Here is a 26,783-nt window from a genome sequence, read left to right as displayed (position 1 = left end):
TATATAATACACACAGAATCTAAAACAATAATGAAAATCAGAAAGAAAGTATTGCCAGTAACAGCTTTTTTTGCTGCGGCGGGGGCGCAGGCTCAAAACCCGAATATACAAGCCATTTATAAGGTCAATGCAGCGCATCCTATCAATTATAAATTAAAAATAAATACAGCAAGTAAAAGCATATTTACTCTTGTCTTCGCTATTATCCTCAGCTTAGGAAGCATAAGTACTCTTTCTGCACAAACTGTTTGGTTAGATCAACTGGATCTCAGCGCAACTACACAGGGTTGGGGCACACCTAAAAAAAACAGGTCGGTTGATGGCAACATCATGACCATTGCAGGCAAAACTTTTGAGCGTGGCTTCGGCACACACGCAGAAAGCTCTCTTTTTATTCAGCTCGGTGGTAAGGCAAAGTCGTTTACCGCGCAGGTTGGCATTGATGATGAGGTGAAAGGGCGTCAGTCCGCCGTAGAGTTTATTGTATATGGCGATGGAGGGAAGCTTTGGTCGAGCGGTGTAATGCATGAAGGTGATACTGCCCGGCTATGTAATGTGAAACTTTTGGGTGTGAAGAAACTTGAGCTGCTGGTGACCGACGGAGGAAACGGTAACAGCAGCGATCATGCCGAGTGGGCAGATGCAAAATTTGAGGCGGATGGAGTGGCAGGTTTCACTACTTATTATCCTGTCCCAAGTGAGCCTTACATCCTTACCCCTAAGCCATCGGCAAAACCGAAGATTAATAGCGCAAGCGTTTTCGGTGTCCGCCCGGGCTCGCCGTTTCAGTTCAGGATACCTGCCACGGGAGACCGGCCAATGACCTTTATGGTTGCCGGCTTGCCTCAGGGACTAAAGCTGGATCAAAAAACGGGAGTTATCACTGGTAAGCTTGTAAAAGCCGGCACTTACGTTATTCAATTGAAGGCAAAGAATGCGAAAGGTATAGCCGAAAAAGGTTTACGCATTATCTGTGGTGATAAAATTGCACTTACCCCGCCAATGGGTTGGAATAGTTGGAATTGTTTCGCTGGAGAGGTTTCTGCTGAGAAAGTCAAGCGCGCTGCGGAAGTAATGGTGAAAACCGGACTTGTAAATTACGGATGGAATTATGTAAATATTGACGACTACTGGCAAAATAACCGGGATTCGAAAGATCCTTCCCAGCAAGGCAGGTTCCGGGACGAAACTGGTAATATAGTTCCTAATAAAAGGTTTGGAGATATGAAATCCCTGACAGACTATGTGCATGGCTTAGGTTTAAAGATCGGCATCTACTCCAGTCCTGGTCCCTGGACCTGTGATGGCGGTGCCGGCAGCTATGGTTATGAGCTGCAAGATGCCGAGAGTTATGCCAAATGGGGTTTCGATTACCTGAAATACGATTGGTGCAGCTATGGGGGAGTACTAAATGGAATACCTGGTAACGACCCAAACAAAGTAGTCTCCATATCTTACAATGGAGGGTATCAATTGTCTACCGCCGTCAAACCATACAAAATAATGGGAGATTATATCCGTCAGCAACCCCGCGACATTGTTTTCAGCTTGTGTCAGTACGGAATGTCGGATGTTTGGAAATGGGGCGGTTCGGTAGGTGGAAACACCTGGCGTACAACAAATGATATAACAGACAACTGGTCCAACGTTAAAAGTATTGCATTAGCTCAGGATCAGTCTGCAGCCTGGGCTAAACCCGGTAACTGGAACGATCCGGATATGCTGGTTGTAGGAACAGTAGGCTGGGGTAGCCCACATCCCACCATGCTTAAACCAGATGAGCAGTATCTTCACTTCAGCCTTTGGAGCCTTTTCTCAGCGCCTCTGCTAATTGGTTGCGATATGGAAAAGCTGGATGCCTTTACCCTGAATTTATTAACAAACGATGAAGTGATTGCTGTCGATCAGGATGCTCTTGGCAAACAGGCTACCTGTGTTCAGACTATCGGAGATTTGCGCATTTATGTAAAAGAACTTGAGGATGGCAGTCGTGCGGTAGGCTTTTGCAATTTCGGTCTGGAGAAAGTGGATATCTCTTACAAGGATCTGAAAAAGCTTGGTATCTCAGGAAAGCAAAAGGTGCGTGATCTTTGGCGTCAGAAAGATATTACGACAATACATGCGGACAAAGAGGCTCTTTCGGTGAAGGTTCCGATACATGGAGTAGCTTTGTACAAATTTACGCCGATTAATTAGCAGGATAAGCTCTGTTAACCTGCATCTATTTTTCTACAGGTTCAGATCGCCTTAAGACCGGGCAGAATGAATTCATATTGGATATTAACGGATTGCTCAGTAACTGATGAATTGACCATTATAAATTATGGCATTGATGAATTACTTGAATAAATCCGCATTGCTATTACTGTGCCTGGTATTTATACTAACTAAAAAGAGAGCTGCTGTTGCAACGCATCGTAAAGTAAGTACAAAAGTAAAAACTGATAAAGGCGGCAAATGGATGTTGCATTTTCCGAAATTTAAGGCAGGAGGCCCGTATGCTGTCAAAATTTCTGAATCAGGAAAGCCCGACTTCGCAATAAAACTAACGAGAATTCTTGTCGGGGAGTTACGTTTCAACGGCAGAGAGATGCAAAAAAACCTTATGCCCGCATTAAAACCTGGGCCGTGGGCGGGTGGTAATAAGATTGCAGTAAAAACGACTCAAAATCAATTAGCAAAACATGAAACGTACCAAATTAAAAAGTAAAATAATGAAAACAAGACTAATGCCAGTTGCGCTACTTGTATTAAGTATTGTACTTGCAACACACATTACGGCTTCTGGACAAATAATTGCCAAACATCGCCTGATTGTCATTACAGACATCGGAAACGAGCCTGACGATTTTATGTCGATGGTCCGGTTGATGCTATACGCAAATCAAATCGACGTTGTAGGGCTCATCGCTTCAACATCCATTCACCAATCAAAAAAGGTTAGCCCAGAACTCATTGAAAAAGTCATTCGTAGCTATGAGAAGGTGCAAATGAGACGGCCATTAAAATGCACTATGCGCAATTAGGCCTGACAATCAAAAGGATCTTTTCTGACCTGAGCATCCTTCCCGCCAAAACGATCGCCCGGCTCTACGATGAGTTGTTGACAAAGGGCACAATGGGCAGGAAGGTACTTTCTATTAACGGGTATCAGAAAGCATATTTAGGCGTTCATTATCAGGTGGGTTTTGATGAAACGCAAAGGGCGAATTTCAATCCTATACCCTTGAAGGACAACTATGTTAAAACGCCGGAATTTTTATTAGCCGAAAGTGGCTTAAGCCCCTATTATAACAGGGAATCCGTTCTCGCGAAAATCAGGGAAAATTATTCCGGATATCTGTCTAATACGCATGCCAGTTTGGCCCACTGGCGGCGTAATCCGAACTTCCCGCTCATCATCAATAATCTCCGAAAAAAAGGCTGGCGTGACTGGCAGATATTAGCCGCAATGGCCGATTTTCTTCTACATGAAAAGGCAACGCAGATAGCACCTCCGGCTAATTTTAATTCCCAGGATGACTGGCGGGCGGCTTTTAAAACAGCATATGCCGAACTCAAATCAACGGACGAAAAAGACAGCTATATGGAAGTGCCGGCAGAAGAATTAGCCGGCCCTCATTTTGAGCCTTATTTAAATAAGGTTCCGGCCGATATTCTGGAGGTCTATGGGCTTCAGAAAAACATGGATTTCCCGAACTTTACTGCTTTCAGGGCCATCCTGGATGCACGGTTCGCTTTTTATTCCGACGATGTTAAAGAGCTGAGTCCTTTTAATTTTTAATGATTTCCGTTCGATGTAACAAATCTTTTTCCCAAATAACGACCGCTAAATAAATGATCCAGAAAATATACAAATACCGGCCCTTGTCCGACTTTTTATTCAAAGAACTACAATACCAGGAGCTGTATTTTGCATCCTATCAGGAACTCAACGACCCTTTTGACTTGAATGTACGGATTGATTTTTCGGTTGAAAAACAGGAATATATCAGTGAACTGGTTCGTTATCTTTTTAAGACCACGCTCATTCTTAAAGACGAGAAATTGACCTCGAGGAAGAAGCAGAACAACAGCAAGTTGGTTGAATTTATACATGATGAAGAAAAATGCGCGCGTTTTGAAGAACTGATCTATGGGCATATTCAAAGCGCAAAAGGCACCGAGCGGTACTTATTTTTCGACATGCTCGAAACGGCCATTGTCCGGTCGATCAGGGAACTCAAACTGAAATTCTCTTTTGATTTGGCAAACTTCAGGTCGGAGATTTTAAGGATCACCAGTAAATTTCTGAACAACAGTTATGCAACTTGCTTCTCGGAGGATCCTGCGAATTTCCTGATGTGGTCACATTACAGCAGCAAGCATAGCGGTATTTGCCTCGAATTTTCGCTTCAGGGCATTGCCGGATTCAATTATGAAATGACCGGACCACGAAAATTTGACGAAGGTAAACCAGGGGACCGGTATGCCCTCGGGCATATTCCCTTCCGGCAGTTTGTAGACAGTGTCAGCCGCGTAAATTATGGGGAAGAACAGCCCTGCGTTAATTTTTTTGATTTCGCCCCGGTATTTGCCAACGAATATGATGTGGATCTCATCAATTTAAGCAAAAGCAAGTGGCACGGGTATGCCCGCCATCGGCAAAATCTCTTTTTAACAAAAACAAAAGCCTGGCAGTACTAAAAGGAATGGCGGGCGATCGATATCAATTTTAGAGCACCCAAAGAACCGGAGGAACGAATCCGGCATTATCCGGTTGAATCCTTAACTGCTATATACTTTGGGACACGTACTCCTGAACCCGTTAAATCGCGCATTCACAAATTGTATAAAAATAAATCGCATGAACCGATGTTTTTTGACTGTAAGCTTTCCAATGGGATTGCGCTGGAATTTGAGACATGGCAGCCAGCGGAGGAAGACTATTAGCTATTTTATCATTTTTCCTGGCTGAAAAAAAACCGCCATCCTGACCGTGTAACAACCCTTACCAGGCTACATCATCTTGAAATACCCGTTAAATATTCAACTATAGCTACAGGTTCCGATAAGATCTTTACTTTATAAAGCTGCTCTGCGTCAACAGGAGGACTTCTTAAAAGATGATGAAAACGTTTTTCGGTTAAAAACACGTCCGCATATCCTACGGCAGAACAGGAGTGAAGCAAATCAAAATAGTCGTTGCTTTTGTAGCGCTGATCCTTGTTTACCGCCATTGCCGCATGTATGGCTGCCATTAAATACATGTGGGGAGCGTACTGTTTAAATAGCCGGATATGGCTTTCGGCGCTGACGTTGTTTTTTGACGGTGCGAGTTTCCAATCTGCATAGCTCTTTATGATTGAATTTAGTTCGCGCAAAACCAAATCCTTGAATAGTAAAGGCTCTTCATTCTGGGCCTTTGCCGAATTAAATATCCTGGCGATGATATCGCCGGAATTCTCTTTTTTCGCATGGTTGCCGTCCACATACTCCTCGAGTGTGGATTTACATAATTCGTCAAAACGGATATTTTTTAAGATCTCGGGCATTCCGTCGAAGCCTTTGAGGACGGTTTGGCTAAATATCGGGTTGGATTCAAAGACAGTACTTAAGTGATACCTCGGAATCAACGGCTCTCCGGAAATTGCCCGGTCAACGTTAGCCAGTACATTGAGATTTATATTGATCGTGTTAAATATAACACCTTGTCCGATCCTATCGAAGACTTTAGCAGTTGCTTTACGCCGCGGCTCGTCGATCTTGTCCATCTCATCAATGATGGATGATGATATTACACAAACGAGAAGAATCAAGCGCGTTAATCGGAGATAAATTCAGGGTTCCTGTACGAGTTCTTGATAACGAAACCAGAGAGCCGATCACGGCAGACCAATATTTCTTTTCAATAGAACATTTGATCCCCCGAAATAAATAGTATGATCAAACGGATGCAGTTTTTATTGAATGGAGTCAATGGCGCAAGATCAGCAAGTCCTTTTACTGATTACAATTTCTTTACGCTAATAATTATAAAATGAATTTATTAATTCGTTTTTTGTCTCGTTTATCGGCCAGTAAAGATTGTACGGTTGAGCCTGTTATTAAGTTCAATAATGATTGGAAAACCCAAATGTTGGGGATAAAGTCAAAAAACAAATCATTACGCGAACAACCTGGGAAAATCAATCGGCGACTTACTCTGAGGGGTATTATTATGGTAAAATCATTTTGATCGATGATGGTTACGCTGTGATTAAGTATAAACATTTAAGAGCACTTGAACGCGAAATGCTAAAAGATCTTTTATGGGTTTCCGAGCTTGAATGGGAAAAAGTTCGAAACTAGATAGCATACAAAGAAATGTATGATCCGTGGTCAAATAAATTCTCTTTTGTGATTAAAGGACAATAGCGCTAGGTGTAATGCGGTTTGCCGGAACTTTGATCACTACGATGCCGCGAGGTTCAGGGTCTTTTGCGGTCGAAACTATCTCCAACTTAATGTTACTCTCAAATGAACCGATCCCATTAGGTTTTGGCAATAAATCAAGAACCAGCAAAATACCGACTTTCGCGGATGTATTTTGATATTCCTTAGCCTGCCCCAGATATTTTATTTTTAGTGCGTCAAAAGATGTGTTTTTAAATTCCCGTTTAACTTCCGTGCAAAAATTAAATGAAAGGTACTCGAAATAAACATCAGCACGACCACCTGCCACATTCATTTCCTCCACCTTTATTTTACCTCTCAACATAACAGGCTGCATGTACTCAAAATAGTCAGTTTGGAGCACATCTTCTTTTGGAAAGGTTCTGGTTTGAAATAAATATTTTGCTTTAGAATGATTGGCCCCCGTGTTATCCATGCGAAGTTCCAAAAACCTAAGCGAATGAAATAGGATCGTATTGAATGCCTTTTTGATTTCCGGATAGCTGTATGTGCTAACAGCCTTTAATCCATTAGTTAGATCGTTGAATTGCTTTTTCAAAATCAAAGAAACGTCAGTGGTTTGATCTGCCGTATATGCCACAACAAACTTATCAAATTCTGTTAAGGCATGAGCAGGAAGGTAAGCCAGTGAGGGGACAGCATCCGCCAAAGATCTAGATACTGCCCCCTCACCATTTCCCGATTGCCACGATGATTTATAAATTTCTATATCAGCGTGTAACTGCTGGGCTATAATAGCCACTTCCTGATCCTTACTAAGTTGAAGCCATTGCTCTAAAAGGAAAACCTTTTCCGGCTGTTCAATAAACTTTGCCTGAATGATGGGTCTGGTTAATAATTCAAGGCCGCCGGTTGCAACCTTTTTAAATATAGTGCGGCTGCAATCGTATATTTTGAGCATGTACTTTTCTATAACGACGATTGGCTCAAGCCACGCAGGTGTTGTGAAATGTTCGAGTAACATGGTTAAATAGTCCGCCATCTCATACCAATAAAATATTTCGGTATTACGCAGGCCTATCCAATGAATCTGTTGATTATAATTATCCCAGGCATTATAAATCGAAAGTGCGCGTGTTAACGCTTCCACCTGCACTTTCAATTCTGATATATTTTCCCGGTCAACGAACTTTTTCAATGTCAAAATCGCTGCTGTATAAACATCTGCGTCGTACCTGCCGTATGCGCCGGCTCGTCTGAATAATCTCATGGCCGAATCAAAATTTATAATGGCCAGGGTTTGAGTTTCTGAGTTAAGTGCCTTCGTAAGAAAACACATACCTAATTCATAAAGAGCGTCATCCTCTCCGACTTTAGCGGTGACGAATTCAGTTAATTTATCTACAAGATCTTCTGTTTGAAAGTCTGTATAGCAAACACCTGTAATTTTGGCAACGTATTTTAGGTATTCAGGATTATCAGTGGTTTCAATGCCTATCAAATAGCCTATCAGGCGATACCTTTTGGCTTTATTTCTGACCGCGATCTCGAAAGCGCCAAGCAGAAAGTAACCACGAATCATCGATTGACCAGAAACATCACCGGCACGATTCAAAAGTGTGTCAAATGTGTAAGCTAATTTTTGTGGCTGAGTACAAAGCGTTTCTATTGCATTTCTGATAGCTATCGGATCATTATTGTCTGTAAAGCATCTAATAATAATTTCTTGTATCAAAGGTGAATTAGTGTTCTGATCAAAAATCTTCGCATCTTCCAATAATATTTTCAGGAACTCGTCCATCATCTTTGAGTTCGCAACGACATCGATCAAATCATGGTAAGCGTTTAATCCTCCCAGGTCGTCGACGCTGACTAATTGGCCAGATTGCAATAATTTAATCAACAATTGTTCTATCTCTTTCATCGCGATAGGCCTACCATAAGAAGTCATCACCTTTTGCATGTAACCGCTGCTTATTGTCGATATGCGCCAGTAACGTCGGCGATGCAACCGACGCGATTATGATTTGTAACGAAGGCAAAACTTTGCAAAGGCCTTCTAATCCATTGATCAAATTATTAAGGTCTTCGGGATTTACCTCTTGAGCAGCGGGAGAATCAATCACTAGAAAACCTGGATGTCGGCCTAGACCGCGTTCTTCAGCAACAGAAATCAACGCGATGGTAACTATAACTTTTAATCGTAACTGCTCACCCTTAGATACGTTAGAGTAAGAAGTTGGACTGCCATCTTTATCAATTTTAAGGTGTGGATTGCTCGTTAGTGCGACAGACTGGTATTGACTTAGGCCTACTATTTTACAATAACCTAAAATCCTGTCATTAACATCCTGTAACAGTTCGTCCTGAAGATCTTTGAATCTCGCATGTGTAATTTTGATCGCCGTCTGTAAGATCTTGTTCTCGTCGATAACTTCCGCTACCGGCTTCTCTTTTTCATCCTCAATCACAGCTGGTTTGACCGACTCAACAGTCCTTGCTGTTTTGTATTCTTCCTCTAATATTTCCAACCTCGTCACCTCATTCTTAAGGCCATCCAGTTCGGTTTGCGCTGCACGGACCGTTTGTAGGTTTTCTTCATACTCATCCATGGCAGCTTTAAGGTCAGTTATGGACTGTGTAAGATTAGCATGCCTGAGTTTTTTTGACCGGACACTATTTTTCATTAGGTCGCACATTGCTGCTGATGCTCGCACAGATTCTTCCAGTTCGGATAAGATAACGTCGGAATCTTCGGTGTCGATCATTCTTTTATCACAGATCGCGCAAGTATGCTCATTCTTTTCCTTTTCAAGTTGCTCTAGAGTAATTTTGCTTTCACAATGAGGGCAACACGTAGGGTTTAGTCGTTTAAATACTGCATTAGCTGCTTTGTCTTCTAAAAAACTGTTGAGCTTTTTTTTGTCCAGAACCCATTCTTTATTAACCAGTTCTGCCTTGTCTTCCTCATCTATCAGTTCAAGATAAGCCGTTTTTTCCGCAGCATAATTTACGTTATATTGTTTTTGCAGATCATTGTAGCCGTCATTATTGAACTGTGGAATTGGTCTTAAAGCCATTTCCTCACGCTTCAATTTTAATTCGCTTTGAATTTCGACAAGGCGCTGGCGTCTGTTTTCTTTATCGCGGTCCTCAAAAACAGTTTCAACCTGGGCCTCGCTTTTCAATTGTCCGTCCAATGCTTTAAGTGCGGCATGAGTTGATATCCATGGCAGGCCCAAAAACATATTAAGGATTCTCGTAGGTAAGCCGCTTAATGCCGTGTCGCCGAACAATGCGCCGTAATCTGTTCCGATGAAGAGAGCCGCAGCCAGTGCGGGCCAGCCATGCACAACTTCTTTACCTGCTTCAACTTCAGAACCCGACTGTCGAAAAGAGGCAATCTGGTTTAGTCCGAGTTCATTTAGCCAAAAATCGGATACGACCTCAACCATTTCATCTTCGCTATTGAATTCAGAAACAACACTATTTTTTGTGTCCCCTTTTAGCAATTCAATCTGACCGCTGACTACATTATCTGCCTGCCGCAAGCTTAACTGATATTTTTTATCATCTATCCTAAATTTCAATGCTGCTTCATTAATCCAACTCTTTACGCCCGACTGCAAATCGGCAGAAGCTTTACCTTTAAACAACCACTTAATAACTTCCAGGGCCGTTGTTTTTCCCTTGCCATTTTTATCAGAGAGTATACCCCAAACGCCAGCATTCAGATCAGCAAATTCAAATTTGAAGTCATTATTATATTCACCTTTTTTTTGACCTGAAAACGATATGTCAAGAAAATTCACTCGCTTTGGAGTACCTGTGTTAGGCGATTGCTTGATATTATATTTCTTAAGAAACCGTTCGACGATTTTTCGATCGTAACCGGATTTCTCAGCGATATTATCTAGCCATCCTACCTTTTTCTTTTCAGTTGCGGCGGTCGTTTTTTTACTCATTTTGCACGGTTTAGGGCCTTAAGTCTATTAATTACTTCGTTTTTTATGGAGGGGATTTGCGTACCGAGTTGAGTAGTGGCATAACTCATATGCTTATACTGTCGGTCTTTTAATGCACTACCCCCAAGTGATCCGGCTATTTCTTTTACCAGCTTTGCCCGTTCGTCATACCAAGCCAAAGAAGGGAATTCAGCGGTCACTTCATCAACTAATTGGACTGACAAAGGTGTTATGTAATAATAATAAGCCTTTATAGTTTCATCGGACTTATCCCCGTCCTGATAAACCAAGCCTTTAGACACTAATAGGGACAATGACTCATGTAGGTTTTCGAACGCGCCGAAACGGTAACGGATCATAGGAATTGAGCGCAGATCTGGTTCCTGATCGTCAATAATATTTTCCGCTTTAAGTAAGTATTTATCTTCTCCAGTTTCGTCATACTTATTTAGCAGTTCATATGCGAGAAAATCGGGATACCGAACCCAAAAGTCCAGCGCATGTAATTTAGCTTTCCCATCAAAAAAGCCCACATATCCATCGGGATGGTTTGAAATCTGATCAGATCCTCTTACTAAAATGTAAAGTAAACGGATAGCATCTTGAACTGTAGTAGTTTGAGACATTTATAAAAGTAATGATAAAGGCAGGTATTATTAAAAAATACAATCATCTAATATAAATACAGCATTTTAAAAACAAGAATTATATATGATATAAGCAGATTGGAAAACGTTCCAACTTGCTTTTCATTACATCCATAAATTGGCTAGAAACAAGGTTAGGAGACCATGGCTTCAATTATTGAAAGCTCAATAAGATAGGATTCTTGCATTATGCACACTTGCGATGAATAAATGATAACTGAACATTATCTATCAGTTGATCGACAAACATTGTTTTAATTCAAGAACGTTAAAGTGTATTTCCTTTGTAATAACCTCCTTATTTCTTAATTTTGCATTAATCATTTGAAATCAAACAGCTTTAAAATAAAAGTGAGTTTTAAGAGAGTTGCTTTTATGATAGTTGGTAAAATATTGATAATGAGCGATCGATGAACATGGTTCATGTCCCGTCCATTCCGCTAAAAAGCATTTTAAAAATGTTCAAAGCCTTTAAATCACGCGATTTAAAGGCTTTGAACATTTACCTCAAAATATTAAATTATCCGTGTTTTGATGCCTTGGTTTGATTTTTGTAACTTTGTTTTATGTCGAAAGCAGAAACACTTCAAGATTTTTATCAAAGAAAGGTTAACTGGCTGCCCGGTAACCTTCAGCAAAGCATCGGTCACTTTAATGTGTTCAGGATTGAGGATTGTATTGGCCCTAATGCAAAGCAGGTAACCTACAGCCGCCGTACTTTTTATAAGATCAGCCTGATGCGCGGCGATAACATTATTCATTATGCCGATAAAAGTATCAAGCTTTCGGGTTCAACGCTGATGTTCTTCAGTGCCATGGTACCTTATACATTTGAGCACATGTCTGATGACCGCACTGGTTTCTTCTGCATATTTACCGAAGAGTTTTTTCTGGAGAAATTCAGGACAGGCTTAAGCGAGTTTCCGATGTTTGGGCTTAATGCCAAGCCGGTTTATGCCTTAAATGATGAACAGGACGCTTATGTAACCGCTCTTTTTCAGAAAATGCTGTCTGAGATTAATACCGAGTATGCTTTTAAATATGATCTGCTCCGTAATTATGTTACGGAAGTAATTTATTATGCGCTTAAAACGGAACCATCCGAAAATGTTTATAAGCATGTAGACGCTAAATCGCGCATAACATCAGTATTTACCGAGCTGCTTGAAAGGCAGTTCCCTATTGAAACCCCTTCACAGCGGTTTGTATTGCGATCGGCCAATGATTTTGCACAACGGCTTTCGGTGCATGTAAACCATCTGAACAGGGCAATTCGCGAAACTACCGGCAAAACCACTACCGATCATATTGCCGACAGGCTGCTGAGCGAAGCCAAATCATTATTAAGGCATACAGACTGGAACATTTCTGAAATTGGTTATTGCCTGGGCTTTGAGGAGCCGACACATTTTAATAACTTTTTCAAGAAACAAACCCAACAAACACCAAGCTCGTTCCGAAATGTTTGAATTTTGTAACCTTTGGTTTGATTAATGTAATGTGCCCCCTTTGTTGCTGCTGTAACTTTGTTTTATCTCAAATAAACAAAGCAAACAATTTTTATGGACAACAACAAAGTATGGTTTATTACCGGGGCTTCGAAAGGTTTTGGCCTCAGCTTAGTAAAACAACTACTGGATGCAGGACAGCTTGTTGCCGCTACTTCCAGAAATTTACAGGAATTAACCGCTGCGGTTAATACAACAAGCAATAATTTTTTACCCCTACAAGTCGATCTGGTAAACGATAGCAGTGTATCGCTTGCATTGCAACACACCTATGAAGCTTTTGGCCGTATCGATGTAGTGATCAACAATGCCGGCTATGGCATTGGTGGAGCTATTGAGGAACTTAGTGATGCCGAAACCCGTATGGCATTTGATGTAAACGTATTTGGTATGCTGAACGTGATCCGTGCGGCAATGCCATACCTGCGCAAACAGCGCTCAGGCCATATCATCAATATTTCATCTATCGCAGGTATTACAGCTAATACCGGCTGGGCAATTTATGCAGGGGCCAAATATGCGGTGATCGGTATTTCGGAAGTGCTTGCTGCTGATGTTAAGGAATTGGGCATTAAGGTAACCGTGGTCGCTCCCGGCGCTTTCCGCACCAGTTTTCTTACTGCAGGATCGCTTTCAATTACTGGCAACCAAATTGATGATTATACAGAAGTGCGCGCCATTCATAACAAATACCTCAAAATGGACGGCAAGCAAGCCGGTGACCCGGAAAAGGCTGCAACTGCTATTATCAACACAGTTTATGAAGAGAACCCGCCATTGTACCTTTTATTAGGTGGCGATGCATACAATCGCGCTTTGGCAAAGCTTGATACTTTACACAATGAAATCAGGCAGTGGGAGGATGTAACCTGCTCAACTGATTTCTAAATTTTATTCCGTTTACCCTATATCTACCTATATAAACACCAAATGGAAAGTATCAAGGATAAAGTGATTGTAATAACCGGTGCCAGCAGTGGCATCGGCGCATCTGCTGCCCGCAAACTGGCACAACTTGGCGCTAAAGTGGTTTTGGCTGCCCGCCGGGAAGATCAATTGAAAAACCTGGCACAGGAAATTGGCGAAAATGCAATTTATGTAGTAACCGATGTTGCCAGGCGAACTGATCTGGATAACCTCATTCTGCAGACCATAGCCAAATTTGGCCGAGTTGACGTAATGTGGAACAATGCCGGCATCATGCCCATCTCTTTTTTTGAAGAAGGTCATGTTGATGAATGGGACAAAATGATCGACATTAATATTAAGGGCGTATTGTACGGGATTAATGCTGTGCTGCCCCACATGCTTGAACGCGGCCAGGGGCATATCCTCTCCACGTCATCGGTTGGTGGTTTAAAAACGTCGCCGGGCATTGGCGTTTACAGCGGTACCAAGTTCGCGGTCAAGGCTATTATGGAAACCCTGCGCGAGGAAGTTGCCCAAAACATTAAGGTAACCACCATTTACCCCGGCGCAACTAAATCCGAATTAGGACATGACATTACCAGCCCTAAAATTAAGGGCTTGTACGGCAACCTTGCCAACATGCCAAAACTTGATGAGGAGGCTATAGCCAACGCGGTGATTTACGCTATAAGCCAGCCGGATAATATCTCCGTTAACGAGGTGGTGGTACGGCCGCTCGGACAAACACGATAGAGCAGGTTGAATTCATTATAAATCGGTGGAATCATAGCCTATCGGTGAAATCCCAAAAGACAAAATAGGTGAAAATCATAAACAATCATTGAAATAGTAACAAGTAAAATCAAAATCTATCAAATACAACATATGGAAAACAACAAAGTATGGTTTGTAACTGGTGCTTCAAAAGGACTGGGACTTGCCTTAGTAAAAAAACTATTGAATGAAGGCTATAAAGTAGCCGCTACATCGCGCAATTTAAGCGATTTGACCAAAGCAGTTGACACGCAAAACGAGCAGTTTTTACCCCTCGCCGTTAACTTGACTAGCGAGTACAGTGTGCAGGAAGCCGTTGAGCATACTGTAAAAACCTTCGGAAAAATTGACGTTATTGTCAACAACGCTGGTTACGGCTTATTAGGCGGTATTGAAGAGCTTACCGACCGCGAGGCCCGTGATAACTTTGAGGTTAACGTATTTGGATCATTGAATGTGATCCGTAAGGCGTTGCCTTATCTGCGTGCTCAAAAATCAGGTCATATTTTAAATGTATCGTCGATAGGTGGCTTCACCGGCGCGTTTGCAGGCGGAGGTATTTATTGCGCCACCAAGTTTGCCGTTAATGGTTTCTCCGAAACATTATCAGCCGAAGTTGCACCGTTTGGCATAAAGGTTACCATTGTACAGCCGGGTTATTTCAGGACCAATTTCCTGTCGGCCGGTTCATTGGCGGTACCTCAAAACCAGATAGCCGACTATCAAAACGTTCGCGATACAGTAAATTTTCACCAAAACGACATGGACAAGCAACAAGCCGGCGACCCTGAAAAAGCAGCCGAGGCTATGATCAGCATAACTAACGAAGCTAACCCACCGCTAAATTTATTTTTGGGCGAGGATGCTTACGGTCTGGTTGAAAAGAAGCTTGCCTTCGTTCAAAACGAATTAGCAACATGGAAAGAACTAACGCTTTCAACAGCAATACAACAATAAATGCTCATCATTATATAGGTGTATGGGTTACCCGCGATGGGTTTATACGTCACGAATTTTTGCCTAACGGGCGCTACACTGAGGCCCGAGGCGACAAACAAAATGCCTACACAGGTTACTACAGTGTATTAGGGAACCACGTTGAATATCTTGACGATACCGGCTTTACTGCCGAAGGCGATTTCAGGGACGGGGTGTTTTACCATGCCGGCATGGTATTGTACAAGGAAACGGCATAACGAATATATTAAATCAGTTATCATTTCTGCCAACCCGGCCCGGAAATGTATCTAAACAGAAATCTCCTGCACCATGCCTTATAAAGTATGCATGGTGCAGGAGATTTCTCTTTCATGTGACTTACAAGGGGCATTCCTTACACTGTCGCAATTATTAAAGATATGTGTGGTTCCGATAATCTGCCTATCCTTTCAAATCGGCCAGCTTTTCGGCCATTACCTCGCTGATCTTCCGGTATGAATCAAATGTCCAGCCGGCAACGTGAGGGCTTAACAGCACTTTGCCGCTTCGTTTTAATTCCTCAAACCATTGTTGCTCGGCAAGGGCCGGGAATTTTTCAACCTCCAATACATCCAACCCTGCCCCTAAAATTTTGCCTTCGCGTATGGCGTTTAGCACGGCACTTACTTTAGCAGTTTTGCCGCGTGAGGTGTTTAAGAAAAAGATAGGCTTTTTAAAATGGAACAGGTATTCATCATCCACCAGCCCGTCGGTTTCTGCAGTTAGGGGGATATGCAGGCTCAGTACATCGCTGTGCTTTACAATTTCTTCCATGCTTACCTCGCGCGCATATTTATCACTGAAGCCGGTTTTGTATTTATCGTAAGCAATAACATTTACCTGGAAGCCCGAAAGTTTCCTGGCAAAGCTGCTGCCCATATGGCCGTAGCCGATAATACCTACTGTTTTACCTTTTAGCTCGTAACCCCGGTTAGCCTCGCGCAGCCACTTCCCCCCGCGAATTTCGGCGTCGCCGCGGTTTAGGTTGTTCATTAATGACAGCAGTAAACCTATGGCATGTTCGCCTACGGCATCTGAGTTGCCTTCGGGTGCGTTGATGAGTTTTATACCTTTTTGAGTAGCATAATCTTCATCAATATTATCCATACCAGCGCCGGCGCGGGCTATGAATTGTAGGTTGGTAGCTGCATCAAGCACGGCTTTATCCACCCTGAATTTTGAGCGGATCACCAACCCTGCATAGTCGCCTATGATTTGCATGGCTTCGTCAGGCTTAATCAGCGGACGGTAATCGCAGGTGTAACCCTTGGCCTCGGCCATCTCCATGAAAATGGCATGCACATCATCAACAATAAGAATATTATTTTTCAACGTTGTATCGATTTTTATAAGAGGCCAAATTTACAAAATGCCGGGGTATTAGCCGGCAGGGTTTTATAACAGGGAGGTGATTTTTAAGAATATGACACTAATTCCCCGAATTAAATCGAATTACACGAATTTTATTTTTTGATGTAAGGCATCTAAGTATATCAATTCGTGAAATTCGATAAAATCCTTCTTAACCAGTAATGCATTTGTGTATAAATAAAAACGCCCGGCATCTTTCAATTCCGGGCGCTCAATATTATTAATAATTTGCTTAGTTAGCCGGTTGCGATACGCTTGTATACTTATTATCAAGGCTGATATAATCGGTCATGATTTGGCCGGCTTCGCGTTTTACAAAGTCAAGGTCTTCGTTTTTAGGTTTGGTTTGACCCTTTTTAAGGGCTGGCAAACCTAATGCTACCCGACGCAGGTTGTTACGCTCAAATGATTTCGCTTCATCATCGTCACGTTGTTTCTTCAAATCAGATTCTTTTAACGATACGCTGTCATCGGCATCATGTTTTTTGAAATCAGCAATATCTTCAAGCAGGTATTTATAGCTGTCGCTGCCGGCCATGCGTTGGTCGTGCAGTTTTTTTAGCTGTGGCAGTACGCCGGTAAAATCGCCTGTTTTGGTATAATCTGTTTTGGCAATGATGTCAAAAGGCATGGCTGATGGTTCGGTATCTTCGCCATATTTATCCAATGGAATAACCGATGGGAATGAAATATCAGGTGTTACCCCTTTGTGCTGGGTTGAATTACCGCTGATACGATAGAATTTAGCTATGGTAAGATTAAGTTGTCCGTAAGTGCTTTGGCTGCCCGTTGAGGTTGTTTTTTTGGCACCGCCAACAACGCCTGCAATTTTTTCACGAAGTGAAGAACCAATCACCCGGTCAAGATCGATAGCGCTTTGTACCGAGCCTTTACCATAGGTTTGGGTACCCAATATCAACCCGCGACCGTAATCCTGTATTGCACCTGAGAAAATTTCAGATGCCGAGGCGCTGAAACGGTCAACCAGTACTGCCATAGGGCCACTGTAAGTGATATCCGGATCTTCGTCTTTATCAATTTCCACCTGGTCTTTAGTGTCACGCACCTGTACTACCGGGCCGGTTTTAATGAATAAGCCGGTAAGCTCAATGGCTTCCATCAATGAACCGCCGCCGTTTTCACGCAGGTCGATCACCAGGCCATCTACATTTTCTTTCTTTAACGAGTCAAGGATCGCCTTAACATCATGGGTGGTACTTTTATAGTTGGGGTTGCCTGCCTTATAGTCGTTAAAGTCAATATAGAATGCCGGGATAGATATCACACCTATCCTAACCGTTTTACCATTGCTGTTGTAAGTGCGGATCTCTTTTTTGGCCGATTGGTCTTTCAGGATGATCTTCTCACGTACCATTTCAACCACTTTGGGCTTGCTTGATGCATTTGCACCGGCAGGCAATATTTCAAGCCTTACCGTTGTGCCTTTAGTACCGCGGATGATAGCGATGGCATTATCAACACGCCATCCCACCACGTTCTGAAACTCCCCGGTTTTACCCTGGGCTACTGCAACGATACGGTCATCGACACTTATCTGGTGGCTTTTATCGGCTGGCCCGCCAGGAACGATAGTTTTGATGGTTACATACTCATTCTCTACCTGTAACGAAGCGCCGATCCCTTCAACCTGGCGCGACATTTCGATATTGAAATTAGCTGCGTTTGATGGGTTAAAATAGTTAGTATGCGGATCGATAGCCTCGGTAAAGGCATCCATGAAGTATTGGAAAACATCCTGGTTTGATAACTTGTTGCTTTGGGTTAACAGGTTTTCATAACGTTTTTTGAGCGTTTCCTTGTTCTTAGCCATATCAGCATTGGCCAGTTTCAGGTTTAGCAAATCGTATTTTACGCGCTTGGTCCACATGGCATCCATATCGCTTTGCGAAGCAATCCATGGCAATTTATCACGATCATAAACAAAGGTTTCGGTTTTATTGAAATCGAAGTTTTTATTGATCTGCTCAATTGAATATTTTACGTGTTCGATATACCTTTTTTGAAAAACGTTGAAGATATAAAAAGCATCGGCCAGGTTGCCGGCTTTAATATCATCATCAAGTACGGTTTTATATTTTTCAAAATCCTTGATATCTGATGCTAAAAAATAGCTGTGGTTCTCGTCGAGCGATTTGATATACCGGTCGTAAATGATGGTGGATACTGAATCGTTCAGCGGAACTTTTTTATAGTTGTAGTTAGAGATTAATGATGCTACCTGCTTACAAACAAGGCTTTGCTGTTCATCGGGCTGTAAATCATTTGAACCTGCTACTTTAACAGGTTTGGATGGTGATGCTTTACAGGCGAGGGCTGCGCCCAGCACCAATAACAAATATACTTTCTTAAACATATCTTTTACTGTAGTTAAATCGGGGTTGGTGTAAAACATCAATACTTGTGCCTATTATTAATTTGCTAATGTAAAATAAAAAAGAGACAGTCAATATGCTGTCTCTTAATTACTAATAACAATAATACGATTATGTTTTACTAATAGTATGCAGGCAGCACCATTTTACGTTTTTGTTACAAAAAAACACTATTTGTTAACCGGTTTGGTAATTGTACCTGCATCGGCGGTTTCGGCAAAGTGGGTTTCGGTGTGCAGCGTATTAAATTTATTGTCCTGTAAATAGCGCGTTTTTTTCTCTACAGTAGCCAGGTCAAAAGTCAAACCGCGGGTAACAGCCAGTTGGCGGGCTTCGGCCAGATCTTGTTTAGCTTGTGCGTAATCGCCGTAATCGGCTTTTACAGTTGCCAGGTCAAGCAGGTTGGCTATGGTATGCCTGTCGTCGTTTTGCTGGCGCGATATAGAAATACTTTGCAGCAGGAACCATTTGGCCTCGGCCAGGCGGTTTTGCTTCATATACATCTGGGCCAGGTCGCTAAAGTTGTAGCTGGCAGCATTATATACGTGAAAACGCATGTTGTGCTGCGCGGTTTTCATAACCGATTCCTCGATCATGGCCAGCACATATGGGGTATGTTCAATAGTAAACGGGCGGATCTTTACTTTAGCCAATGCAGGAGCGGGCAGTCTTTTAATAGAGTGGCTTTGTGCATAAGCCATTTGCGGAGACCGGGTACGCTTATTGAACGGCTTGTAATACCATTGCGCTGATGCATCGAACCCAACAGCGCATAAAATAATAAGTAGGAAATATCTCATTTAATCTTTTTCCTGGGTTTAAACTGTTTATTTTAAATTAATCAGCTTAACAAATGTAATTATTTGTTAACGGGAAAACAATACCTGTAAAAAGCAGTAAATACGTAAACGCCTAAAAGCCACCGTTATTTTACAGATACTGAACTTATACCTTTCTACGGAAAAAATAAATTTAGGTTTTAGTTAAAAACTTCAATATCTCCGTCATGCAGGGCCCAAACCATGTAAGGATGTGTATCTGAATGATAGATCTGCCCATCAGTAGTAATACCGATTACACCGGCAAAGCCATCGTAAGGTTTCATTTCATCGAAGGTTTTTTCGGTAGCAGCCATAAGGGGCATGCCATCGGTTACGCGTGTAACAATTTTAACAGCTACTGAGCCGCTTACAATATCTTCACCTACGCCGGTACATGAAACGGCAGCAAACTCATTTGCATAATTGCCTGCTGTAGTAGCCGAATCACTAACCCGACCGGGTATTTCAAAACCTTTACCGCCGGTGCTGGTGGCTGCAGCCAGGTTTCCATGCACATCCAATGCAACGCAGCCCACGGTGCCAAGCCTTATAGAATCGCTTAGTTTCTGTTCGTATTCGTGACGTCGCTGCGGGATTTCCGGGTTATAATATTTATGACCGTTTTCTATAGCAAAATCGCATGCTCCTTTGCCGCTCAATACACGATCATCATAGGCTTGCAGTTTTTCGGCTACACAGATAGGGTTTTTAACGTCTTCAATGTTGATGACGCCCGAAAAGCGCTGGGTTTTACCATCCATCAAAGAGGCGCTGAGGCGGATCTTGCCGTCGCTCTGGATCTGTGAGCCGGTACCTGCGTTAAAAAGCTCGCAATCTTCAAGCAGCCTTACGGTATAAACGGCCGTTTCGGCAGCAGTGTGGTGTTGCAGATGTTTGTATCCTAACTGCACTATGCCGTTCAGGGCCTCCTGTTTGGCCAGCTTTACTTCCTGGTTGGTATGCGATTCGCTAAAAAAACCGCCGTGAATAATTATTTTCATAATTATAAATTAAAGTAGATGTACCTGCATAAATAAGGCCAGGCTATTTATAAGAACTTTATGCAGTTTAAATTATTGTAATAGATTGCTGCCAGGTGCATGTATAAAAACACCTTCTTCAACTTTTACGCTCTTTTTTATGAGTAAACGGTGTTGCACCAGATCGTACTTATCAAATATCGACATGACGTGTACCCTCAGGTTTTCGATAGATATTGGCGAACCAAGCTCCACATCGTATATATTAGTTGATACGATGTTGCGTCCGTCAACCAAAATAATAAGGCCCGAGCCGATAGCTTCCATCATATAACCTTCGGTAATAAGTAAGCCTGTATCTTCGCCCAAACCTATCCCCAAAATGCCGGGGTTAGTTGCCACGGCATACATTAACCGGCCTATGCGCCCACGCTGTACAAAGTGAGTGTCAACAATCACCGAATCGATAAAGCCAAGGCCGGCGGTTATCTGCACTTCGCCTTTAACCAGGGCTTCGTTACTTTGCCCGCGGTAGATCATATGTGTGGATGCTGCCGCAGCGCCTGCCGAAGTACCTGCTATCACAAAGTTTTCTTTTTGATAGCGTTGTTTAAGGATCTGTAAAAATTCGGTGCCGCCAAAAATGGCTGTTAGCCTGAGCTGGTCGCCGCCGCTGAACATCACTACATCGGCTTTACGGATCCTGTCTAAGTATGCCTTGTTCCCCGCATCTTCGCGGCTTTTGATGTGCAGTACGTTAACATTGGTAACGTTGAGCTGACCAAACGCCTTGATATACTCGGCGCCGACAAGCTCGGGGATTTGAGAGGCGGTGGTGATCACTTCAATTTGTGAGCCTTCGTGCTTAGCAGATTCGTTAATTATGCGCCTTAATATGCCTTGTTCAAAAAATTTGATATAATCGGGCTGCAAAATATGCTCCTGGAGGGTAACATTGCTCCCCATATCAACCGCGCCGCCTATAATTATTAGCTTACCTTTCGGGACAATCATGATTATTTCACACTATCTTAATACAACTATATACAAATTACGATAAAAACATGCACAAACACAGGAACTAATAATAAATAATGGCTTTTCGCCATCAAAAATTTTATTCCCGTGTTATGTTTTATAGTTTTAAGGGGAAAATCAGACTGACAAAAAAATAGCATTCTACATAATGAAGATCGAGAATATCCAGGTACTACGCGGACCCAACATTTGGAGCATCAGGCGCAAAAAATTAATACAAATGCGGCTTGATCTGCAGGAGATGGAGCACCGCCCCTCCAACGAAATAGATGGCTTTTATGAACGGCTTGAAAAGCTGCTGCCATCGTTATACAGCCACCGCTGCTCGCCCGGTGTACCCGGCGGTTTTTTTCAGCGGGTGATTGCCGGCACCTGGATGGGACACGTTGTTGAGCACATTGCCTTAGAGATCCAGACCCTTGCAGGTATGGATACCGGCTTTGGCCGCACCCGCGAAACCAAAACAAAAGGCGTATACAATGTAGTATTTGCCTACCTGGAAGAAAAAGTTGGCGTTTTTGCAGCCGAATCGGCCGTGCGCATAACCGAAGCGCTGATAAAAGGTGAGGATTACAACCTGGATGCTGATATTCAGCAAATGCGCGAGATCAGGGAAAATACCCGCCTGGGGCCAAGTACCGGGTCAATTGTAGAAGAAGCGATCGCAAGGGATATCCCATGGATCAGGCTTAACAACCAATCATTGGTGCAGTTGGGTTACGGCAAAAACCAGGTACGTTTCCGCGCTACCATGACCGAAAAAACCAGCAGCATTGCCGTTGATATTGCCAGCAACAAGGAAGAAACCAAACGACTTTTACAGGAGCAGGCCATCCCCGTTGCTAAAGGCGTAACTATTTCATCGGCATCGGCTGTGCCCGATGCCATCCGCAAAGTGGGCTTCCCGCTGGTGTTTAAACCGCTTGATGGCAACCACGGCCGCGGCATTTCTATCAACATAAAAACTGAAGAAGAGGCGATTGAAGCTTATGAGCACGCCGCCAAAATATCGCGCCGGGTAATTGTAGAGCGTTATGTTACAGGCTTTGATTTCAGGGTGTTGGTGATTGATAATAAAATGGTTGCTGCCGCCCTTCGTAAACCGGCCCATGTTACAGGCGATGGCAAGCTAAATATCCAGGAATTGATAGACCTGGAAAACGCCGATCCGCGCCGCGGCTACGGGCATGAGAATGTGCTTACCGAGATAACGGTCGACCGTGATACCCTCGATCTATTGGCAAAAAAAGACTACACGCTTGAAACCGTGCCCGAAAAAGATGAGGTGGTTTATGTAAAATCAACTGCTAACCTAAGCACCGGCGGCACCTCTGTTGATGTTACCGACCATGTGCACCCGCAAAATATTTTTATTTGTGAGCGCATTTCTAAAATCATCGGCCTGGATATTTGCGGCATCGACATCATGGCGCAAAACCTTACCGAGCCGCTTACCGATACCGGCGGAGTGATACTGGAAGTTAATGCCGCACCGGGCTTCAGGATGCATATTGCTCCGAGCGAAGGCTTGCCGCGTAACGTAGCCGGACATGTGATTGATATGCTTTACCCAGCCGGTAAATCGGCCCGCATCCCTATCATAGCTATTACCGGGACTAACGGTAAAACCACTACCACCCGTTTGATAGCCCACATTGTTAAAAATAATGGTCACCGGGTAGGTTTCACCACATCGGATGGAATCTACGTACAAAACAATATGATGCTGAAGGGCGATACCACCGGCCCTGTAAGCTCGGAGTTTATACTGAAAGACCCAACAGTTGATTTCGCGGTATTGGAAACAGCCCGCGGGGGTATCCTGCGCTCGGGCCTCGGTTTTGGCTTTTGCGATATAGGGGTAGTTACCAATATCCAGGAAGATCACCTTGGCTTATCGGACATTCATTCATTGGAAGACCTTTCACGCGTGAAAAGCGTAGTGCTTAACTCGGTTAAGAAGGATGGCTGGGGCGTTTTAAATGCCGATAACGAGTATTGCGTACGCATTGGCAAAAAGGCCGAATGTAATATCGCTTATTTCAGCCGGAACGAAAATAACCCAATCATTAAATCACATTGCAAAAAAGGGGGCATTGCCGCTATCTGTGAAAACGGGTTTATCACCATTTTAAAAGGCGACTGGAAGATCCGCGTACAGCGTACCATCCTGATCCCGCTTACGTTTGGCGGTACTGTGCCCTTTATGATCGAGAATGTGCTTGCCGCAACACTGGCTACGTTTTTATGGGGATTTAAAACAGAAGACATCAAGATCTCGCTCGAAACTTTTATTCCATCGGCCTCACAGACGCCGGGCCGTATGAATATTTTCGAGTTTAAAGATTTCCGCTTCATGATTGATTTTGCCCACAACCCGGATGGCTATACCGGCATCAAGGAGTTTTTAAAGCATATCGACTCGCCGCTTAAAATAGGTATCATAGCCGGGACGGGAGACAGGCGGGATGACGATATCCGCGAACTGGGTAAAATATCGGCCGAAATGTTTGATTATATCATCCTGCGCCAGGAAAAACACCTGCGTGGCCGCACCGCCGAAAATATTATTGGTTTACTCAGGGAGGGAATTGAATCAGTTAATCCTAACAAGCAGGTTGAAGTAGTGCCTAAGGAAGTTGACGCTATTAAACACGCCATGAGCCTGGCCCGCCCGGGAACATTTATTACGGCCCTGAGCGACGTGGTTGATAATGCCATTGAAACCGTACAGGATTACCAGGAGCAGGAGAGGAATGGCCTATTTAATGCCCCCCCCGCCCCCTAAAGGGGGGGCCTTTGATAAGCATATTTTTAATGCGTTGGCTAAGCCGGCGCATTTTTTGTTTATATGCTTTTGAGCATGGACAGCACCAACAGGGGGTTAACAGGGTTAACATAATTTCGAATATTTCATTATAATAATCTGAATATCAATTATTTAATAGAGCAGAGGGGTTGCGCGAAGGCTCTGATAAAATATTCGACTTGTATTCGGTGTTATCACTTGAGCCTCCGAAGATCTTTATTTTTTAACGCCTTGCCTGGAGGGTTTGGGTGGGGCCGGTACTCTTTGGCTCAGATAATAATGCCACAAAATCATCGCTGCTACCGTTCGGTATGGTTTCCATTGTTCGGTCACCGCTAACAACTCTTCTTTGGTAATATCTTTTGGCAGATTTTTTACCCGCTTAAGCGCATTCACCGCGGCAAGATCGCCGATAGGGAAAACATCCGTGTGCTGCAGTACAAACATCAGGTAAACATCAACCGTCCAGTTGCCAATGCCTTTGAGGGCGGTTAGTTTGGTACGGATAATATCATCAGGCATTTGTTCCATTTCGGCAAGGTTGATCTGCCCGCTTACAATGGCTTCGGCAAGGTATTTTATATAGATGGTTTTTTGGCGACTTACATAACATGCCCTGAATTCTTCATCGGTGAGCAGTAAAACCCGTGCAGGGGTAATTTGCTGTACCCGCTCGCGCAATTTATTTAAGGCCGATAGTGCCGAAGCCAGGGACACCTGCTGTTCTAAGATAATATGCACCAGTGTTTCAAAACTATTGGGCCTTGACCATAGTGGTGGATAGCCATGATTTTGAAGGATCAGGGCCAGATCAGGATCATTAGCTGCAAGATTATCACAAATGGAATGATAATTTGAATGTGAAAATTGCTCAAACATAGGTTGATATTATGTTTTGCAAGATGGGAGATTGGGTTGGTAATTGCAAAATATTCCACAGTAGAGACGCATAATTGCGTCTTCGCCTATAAATCGGCCCTGCATAGTTGGGAGACGCAATTATGCGTCTCTACGGGAAAAATGCAGGGTTTTACTCGTAACTATGCCGCTCAAAATCATAATCAGATTGTGAGGTAATGATCTTTTTTCGCCGCTCGATATCCGTATCCAGGTTGTGATCGTAAATATTATCGGTAACCGCTATATCACGTTCTTTATCACGTTCGGCAAGGTGGATATTGGCTTCGGCTGTTTTGGCGATAGCCGTATCATAAGGCCCTTTGGGCGACATCAGCTTTACAAATACCGGCAAACATTCAAACAAAATGAACAGGTAGCCGATAAAAGAGATAGCAAGGTAGGTATCAAGGTCGCGCTTACCGTTTTCGGTATAGGTAAGCTGGCCCAACGCCCAGTTACGGTCGGAAAATCCTGCTATACTGGCTAAACTATCTAACTGATGCTCAGTGAACAGCCGGGTACTGTTTAAACCTTCATAATCTTTCCGGGCGCTCAGGTACTGGTCCATCTGCCCTAAATTATCAGTAACGGATTTAAGCCGGGCTTCCTTTTCTTCCAGTATGGCCTGCTTTTGCTTGGCATAAGTGCCATAACCGGTAATGCCCGATGTTTGGTTGGTTTTATCACCGAAAACTTCCTGGTTAAGCTGATAACGTGAGCGGTTAATATCCCGCTCCAATGAATCTTTTTCCTTTTTCAAATCGGTGTTTTTACCCAGTTCCATGGCATACTTCTGCATGTAGGTTTTTTCGAGGGTATCAATTTTACTGCGTTGCCCTTTTAAATAGGCAGTTTTTAGTTTCTGGCGAATTTCTTTATCGAAGATCTTGAGTTCAAGCGGGCGTGATATCACAATACCTATCATAATGGCCAGCAAAATACGGGGCGATGCCTGCAGGATCTGCTGGTTGGTTGTGCCTTCTTTGTTGATACTGGATACAATGTAGCGGTCCATGTTAAAAATGGCCGTTCCCCATAGTAAACCGAATAGTATAGCAAAGCCTACAGCAAAGGCATCGCCATTAAAAACAAAGTACATGGCATAACCGCCGGATAACGCGGCAAACAGTGCAGTGAAAAATATAGTTGCCCCAATACCAACATACTTATTATGCTCAATTGGGTACTTTTTTAAGGTATCGATATGTGCTCCTGAACAGAACCAGAAAAAGCGTGTAACTTTTTTCATTAAGTAATTATTGTGTAAACATATATGAAACGCTCATACACTTTGATTGTTACAAATAACAAGCCT

The 26,783-nt window shown here is 43.1% G+C and carries 23 protein-coding genes; 12 read left to right on the top strand and 11 right to left on the bottom strand.

Annotated elements, in window-relative coordinates:
* Positions 1–30: 30 nt before the first annotated feature.
* The 5 genes from ABID99_RS24040 to ABID99_RS24020 all read left to right on the top strand — a co-directional run bounded on the left by ABID99_RS24040 (position 31) and on the right by ABID99_RS24020 (position 4,686).
* Complete coding sequence (locus ABID99_RS24040) at positions 31–2,196, top strand: NPCBM/NEW2 domain-containing protein (protein WP_373615332.1); 2,166 nt, start codon at positions 31–33, stop codon at positions 2,194–2,196.
* Positions 2,197–2,323: 127 nt separating this feature from the next.
* Positions 2,324–2,710, top strand: coding sequence for a hypothetical protein (locus ABID99_RS24035; RefSeq protein WP_373615331.1), 387 nt, complete (start codon positions 2,324–2,326; stop codon positions 2,708–2,710).
* 4 nt (positions 2,711–2,714) lie between these two features.
* Entirely contained in the window at positions 2,715–3,026 is a 312-nt protein-coding gene (locus tag ABID99_RS24030) for a nucleoside hydrolase-like domain-containing protein (RefSeq protein ID WP_373615330.1), read from the top strand.
* Positions 3,008–3,784 carry a hypothetical protein gene (locus ABID99_RS24025; RefSeq protein WP_373615329.1) on the top strand — a complete coding sequence of 259 codons (777 nt, stop codon included), beginning with the start codon at positions 3,008–3,010 and terminating at the stop codon, positions 3,782–3,784. The genes ABID99_RS24030 and ABID99_RS24025 overlap by 19 nt, the downstream gene beginning before the upstream one ends.
* 53 nt (positions 3,785–3,837) lie before the next feature.
* Positions 3,838–4,686 (top strand): DUF2971 domain-containing protein, encoded by an 849-nt coding sequence (locus ABID99_RS24020; protein WP_373615328.1) that lies wholly within the window; start codon positions 3,838–3,840, stop codon positions 4,684–4,686.
* 317 nt (positions 4,687–5,003) lie between these two features.
* Here the strand turns inward: ABID99_RS24020 and ABID99_RS24015 are convergent, their stop codons facing one another.
* Positions 5,004–5,753 carry a hypothetical protein gene (locus ABID99_RS24015; protein ID WP_373615327.1) on the bottom strand — a complete coding sequence of 250 codons (750 nt, stop codon included), beginning with the start codon at positions 5,751–5,753 and terminating at the stop codon, positions 5,004–5,006.
* Positions 5,754–6,102: 349 nt separating this feature from the next.
* Here ABID99_RS24015 and ABID99_RS24010 point away from each other — a divergent pair, with 349 nt between their 5' ends.
* Positions 6,103–6,330 (top strand): hypothetical protein, encoded by a 228-nt coding sequence (locus ABID99_RS24010; RefSeq protein WP_373615326.1) that lies wholly within the window; start codon positions 6,103–6,105, stop codon positions 6,328–6,330.
* 52 nt (positions 6,331–6,382) lie between these two features.
* Here the strand turns inward: ABID99_RS24010 and ABID99_RS24005 are convergent, their stop codons facing one another.
* From ABID99_RS24005 to ABID99_RS23995, 3 genes are read right to left on the bottom strand one after another with little or no spacing between them, the layout of a single operon-like run.
* The gene (locus ABID99_RS24005; protein ID WP_373615325.1) at positions 6,383–8,299 is read right to left on the bottom strand and encodes a hypothetical protein; all 1,917 of its coding nucleotides are present in this window, start codon (positions 8,297–8,299) and stop codon (positions 6,383–6,385) included.
* A gap of 10 nt (positions 8,300–8,309) precedes the next feature.
* Complete coding sequence (locus ABID99_RS24000) at positions 8,310–10,340, bottom strand: hypothetical protein (protein WP_373615324.1); 2,031 nt, start codon at positions 10,338–10,340, stop codon at positions 8,310–8,312.
* Positions 10,337–10,966, bottom strand: a complete 630-nt coding sequence (locus tag ABID99_RS23995) for a hypothetical protein (RefSeq protein WP_373615323.1) — start codon at positions 10,964–10,966, stop codon at positions 10,337–10,339. Before ABID99_RS23995 ends, ABID99_RS24000 begins: the two co-directional genes overlap by 4 nt.
* 587 nt (positions 10,967–11,553) lie before the next feature.
* On the opposite strand from ABID99_RS23995, the gene ABID99_RS23990 reads away from it, so the two are divergent.
* From ABID99_RS23990 to ABID99_RS23970, 5 genes are all read left to right on the top strand, one after another.
* Positions 11,554–12,456 carry an AraC family transcriptional regulator gene (locus tag ABID99_RS23990; RefSeq protein WP_090531134.1) on the top strand — a complete coding sequence of 301 codons (903 nt, stop codon included), beginning with the start codon at positions 11,554–11,556 and terminating at the stop codon, positions 12,454–12,456.
* Between the two features lie 93 nt (positions 12,457–12,549).
* Positions 12,550–13,383 carry an oxidoreductase gene (locus ABID99_RS23985; protein ID WP_090531131.1) on the top strand — a complete coding sequence of 278 codons (834 nt, stop codon included), beginning with the start codon at positions 12,550–12,552 and terminating at the stop codon, positions 13,381–13,383.
* Between the two features lie 42 nt (positions 13,384–13,425).
* A complete protein-coding gene (locus tag ABID99_RS23980) occupies positions 13,426–14,157 on the top strand; it encodes an SDR family oxidoreductase (RefSeq protein ID WP_373615322.1) in 732 nt (243 codons plus the stop codon).
* A gap of 132 nt (positions 14,158–14,289) precedes the next feature.
* On the top strand, positions 14,290–15,135 hold the full coding sequence (locus ABID99_RS23975) for an oxidoreductase (RefSeq protein WP_090531125.1): 846 nt from the start codon (positions 14,290–14,292) through the stop codon (positions 15,133–15,135).
* Positions 15,096–15,374 carry an Atu4866 domain-containing protein gene (locus tag ABID99_RS23970; protein ID WP_090531122.1) on the top strand — a complete coding sequence of 93 codons (279 nt, stop codon included), beginning with the start codon at positions 15,096–15,098 and terminating at the stop codon, positions 15,372–15,374. The genes ABID99_RS23975 and ABID99_RS23970 overlap by 40 nt, the downstream gene beginning before the upstream one ends.
* Positions 15,375–15,558: 184 nt before the next feature.
* Here the strand turns inward: ABID99_RS23970 and ABID99_RS23965 are convergent, their stop codons facing one another.
* The 5 genes from ABID99_RS23965 to ABID99_RS23945 all read right to left on the bottom strand — a co-directional run bounded on the left by ABID99_RS23965 (position 15,559) and on the right by ABID99_RS23945 (position 21,735).
* On the bottom strand, positions 15,559–16,488 hold the full coding sequence (locus ABID99_RS23965) for an NAD(P)-dependent oxidoreductase (protein WP_090531120.1): 930 nt from the start codon (positions 16,486–16,488) through the stop codon (positions 15,559–15,561).
* A 271-nt stretch (positions 16,489–16,759) separates the two neighbouring features.
* The gene (locus ABID99_RS23960) at positions 16,760–18,901 is read right to left on the bottom strand and encodes a carboxy terminal-processing peptidase (RefSeq protein ID WP_373615321.1); all 2,142 of its coding nucleotides are present in this window, start codon (positions 18,899–18,901) and stop codon (positions 16,760–16,762) included.
* A 189-nt stretch (positions 18,902–19,090) separates the two neighbouring features.
* Positions 19,091–19,720 (bottom strand): tetratricopeptide repeat protein, encoded by a 630-nt coding sequence (locus tag ABID99_RS23955; RefSeq protein WP_090531117.1) that lies wholly within the window; start codon positions 19,718–19,720, stop codon positions 19,091–19,093.
* A 179-nt stretch (positions 19,721–19,899) separates the two neighbouring features.
* Positions 19,900–20,742 (bottom strand): isoaspartyl peptidase/L-asparaginase, encoded by an 843-nt coding sequence (locus ABID99_RS23950; protein WP_090531114.1) that lies wholly within the window; start codon positions 20,740–20,742, stop codon positions 19,900–19,902.
* A 72-nt stretch (positions 20,743–20,814) separates the two neighbouring features.
* Positions 20,815–21,735: a cyanophycinase gene (locus tag ABID99_RS23945; RefSeq protein ID WP_373615320.1), complete on the bottom strand. Its 921-nt coding sequence runs from the start codon at positions 21,733–21,735 to the stop codon at positions 20,815–20,817.
* Between the two features lie 172 nt (positions 21,736–21,907).
* Here ABID99_RS23945 and cphA point away from each other — a divergent pair, with 172 nt between their 5' ends.
* Positions 21,908–24,547, top strand: a complete 2,640-nt coding sequence (cphA, locus tag ABID99_RS23940) for a cyanophycin synthetase (protein ID WP_373615319.1) — start codon at positions 21,908–21,910, stop codon at positions 24,545–24,547.
* A gap of 237 nt (positions 24,548–24,784) precedes the next feature.
* Here the strand turns inward: cphA and ABID99_RS23935 are convergent, their stop codons facing one another.
* Positions 24,785–25,447: a DNA-3-methyladenine glycosylase gene (locus ABID99_RS23935; RefSeq protein WP_373615318.1), complete on the bottom strand. Its 663-nt coding sequence runs from the start codon at positions 25,445–25,447 to the stop codon at positions 24,785–24,787.
* 151 nt (positions 25,448–25,598) lie between these two features.
* Complete coding sequence (locus ABID99_RS23930; RefSeq protein WP_090531102.1) at positions 25,599–26,717, bottom strand: DUF4407 domain-containing protein; 1,119 nt, start codon at positions 26,715–26,717, stop codon at positions 25,599–25,601.
* Positions 26,718–26,783 lie beyond the last annotated feature (66 nt).

The organism is Mucilaginibacter sp. OAE612 (assembly GCF_041806395.1).
Classification (GTDB): Bacteria; Bacteroidota; Bacteroidia; order Sphingobacteriales; family Sphingobacteriaceae; genus Mucilaginibacter; species Mucilaginibacter rubeus.
Note: the sequence above shows the minus strand (reverse complement) of the source record. Positions and strands in the feature narration are given on the sequence as shown.

Excerpts from the sequence above, each read along its gene's own strand:
- ABID99_RS24040 (WP_373615332.1), top strand. The coding sequence starts at position 31 with ATGAAAATCAGAAAGAAAGTATTGCCAGTAACAGCTTTTTTTGCTGCG.
- ABID99_RS24035 (WP_373615331.1), top strand. The coding sequence starts at position 2,324 with ATGGCATTGATGAATTACTTGAATAAATCCGCATTGCTATTACTGTGC.
- ABID99_RS24030 (WP_373615330.1), top strand. The coding sequence starts at position 2,715 with ATGAAAACAAGACTAATGCCAGTTGCGCTACTTGTATTAAGTATTGTA.
- ABID99_RS24025 (WP_373615329.1), top strand. The coding sequence starts at position 3,008 with ATGCACTATGCGCAATTAGGCCTGACAATCAAAAGGATCTTTTCTGAC.
- ABID99_RS24020 (WP_373615328.1), top strand. The coding sequence starts at position 3,838 with ATGATCCAGAAAATATACAAATACCGGCCCTTGTCCGACTTTTTATTC.
- ABID99_RS24015 (WP_373615327.1), bottom strand. The coding sequence starts at position 5,753 with ATGGACAAGATCGACGAGCCGCGGCGTAAAGCAACTGCTAAAGTCTTC.
- ABID99_RS24005 (WP_373615325.1), bottom strand. The coding sequence starts at position 8,299 with ATGAAAGAGATAGAACAATTGTTGATTAAATTATTGCAATCTGGCCAA.
- ABID99_RS24000 (WP_373615324.1), bottom strand. The coding sequence starts at position 10,340 with ATGAGTAAAAAAACGACCGCCGCAACTGAAAAGAAAAAGGTAGGATGG.
- ABID99_RS23995 (WP_373615323.1), bottom strand. The coding sequence starts at position 10,966 with ATGTCTCAAACTACTACAGTTCAAGATGCTATCCGTTTACTTTACATT.
- ABID99_RS23990 (WP_090531134.1), top strand. The coding sequence starts at position 11,554 with ATGTCGAAAGCAGAAACACTTCAAGATTTTTATCAAAGAAAGGTTAAC.
- ABID99_RS23985 (WP_090531131.1), top strand. The coding sequence starts at position 12,550 with ATGGACAACAACAAAGTATGGTTTATTACCGGGGCTTCGAAAGGTTTT.
- ABID99_RS23980 (WP_373615322.1), top strand. The coding sequence starts at position 13,426 with ATGGAAAGTATCAAGGATAAAGTGATTGTAATAACCGGTGCCAGCAGT.
- ABID99_RS23975 (WP_090531125.1), top strand. The coding sequence starts at position 14,290 with ATGGAAAACAACAAAGTATGGTTTGTAACTGGTGCTTCAAAAGGACTG.
- ABID99_RS23970 (WP_090531122.1), top strand. The coding sequence starts at position 15,096 with ATGGAAAGAACTAACGCTTTCAACAGCAATACAACAATAAATGCTCAT.
- ABID99_RS23960 (WP_373615321.1), bottom strand. The coding sequence starts at position 18,901 with ATGTTTAAGAAAGTATATTTGTTATTGGTGCTGGGCGCAGCCCTCGCC.
- ABID99_RS23955 (WP_090531117.1), bottom strand. The coding sequence starts at position 19,720 with ATGAGATATTTCCTACTTATTATTTTATGCGCTGTTGGGTTCGATGCA.
- ABID99_RS23950 (WP_090531114.1), bottom strand. The coding sequence starts at position 20,742 with ATGAAAATAATTATTCACGGCGGTTTTTTTAGCGAATCGCATACCAAC.
- ABID99_RS23945 (WP_373615320.1), bottom strand. The coding sequence starts at position 21,735 with ATGATTGTCCCGAAAGGTAAGCTAATAATTATAGGCGGCGCGGTTGAT.
- cphA (WP_373615319.1), top strand. The coding sequence starts at position 21,908 with ATGAAGATCGAGAATATCCAGGTACTACGCGGACCCAACATTTGGAGC.
- ABID99_RS23935 (WP_373615318.1), bottom strand. The coding sequence starts at position 25,447 with ATGTTTGAGCAATTTTCACATTCAAATTATCATTCCATTTGTGATAAT.
- ABID99_RS23930 (WP_090531102.1), bottom strand. The coding sequence starts at position 26,717 with ATGAAAAAAGTTACACGCTTTTTCTGGTTCTGTTCAGGAGCACATATC.